Here is a 665-nt window from a genome sequence, read left to right as displayed (position 1 = left end):
CCACTAACGTTAGCCATTATTGTAGTGCTGCTGTATCTGAACTTTAGAAGCTTTGCGGAGGTATTGATTATTATCGTTACTTTACCGTTGGCGATGATTGGCGGAATATGGCTAATGTACCTAGAAGGCTTTAACTTTTCGGTGGCTGTTGGGGTGGGCTTTATTGCACTTGCAGGGGTGGCCGTAGAAATTGGGGTGATCATGCTGGTGTATTTAAATCAGGCCTACCAAGAAAAAATTACCCAAGCACAACAAACTGGTGTGCCGCTTAATTATGAGCAGCTTAAGCAAGCAATAACAGAGGGCGCAGGGCTAAGAGTACGCCCCGTAATGATGACAGTAGCTACTATAGTGATAGGTTTATTACCGGTACTTTATGGCACTGGCACGGGCAGTGAAATAATGAGCCGCATAGCAGCGCCTATGGTAGGGGGTATGTTTAGTGCGGTTGTTTTAACCTTATTAGTAATACCGGCAACGTATTTATTGTGGCGCAAACGCGACCTATAATATTTACATTGGTTATGTAACTTATACTGAAAAACAGTATTAAGTTACATAGCCTGCAACTTTGCTATTGATAGTGCTCACTTTTTTATATGGCACGATTTACGCATTACTATGTTTACTCAGCGTAAGTAAGGAAGGCAGATGCAAGTTAAAAC

At 42.1% G+C, this 665-nt stretch carries 1 protein-coding gene; it reads left to right on the top strand.

Annotated elements, in window-relative coordinates; all coding sequences use genetic code 11:
- Nucleotides 1-510, top strand: a 510-nt coding sequence (locus AAEY62_RS20065) for an efflux RND transporter permease subunit (RefSeq protein WP_350635915.1), incomplete at its 5' end; no start/stop codon positions are given.
- Nucleotides 511-665: the final 155 nt, after the last annotated feature.

The organism is Pseudoalteromonas sp. GW168-MNA-CIBAN-0100 (assembly GCF_040309225.1).
GTDB lineage: Bacteria > Pseudomonadota > Gammaproteobacteria > Enterobacterales > Alteromonadaceae > Pseudoalteromonas > Pseudoalteromonas arctica.
Note: the sequence above shows the minus strand (reverse complement) of the source record. Positions and strands in the feature narration are given on the sequence as shown.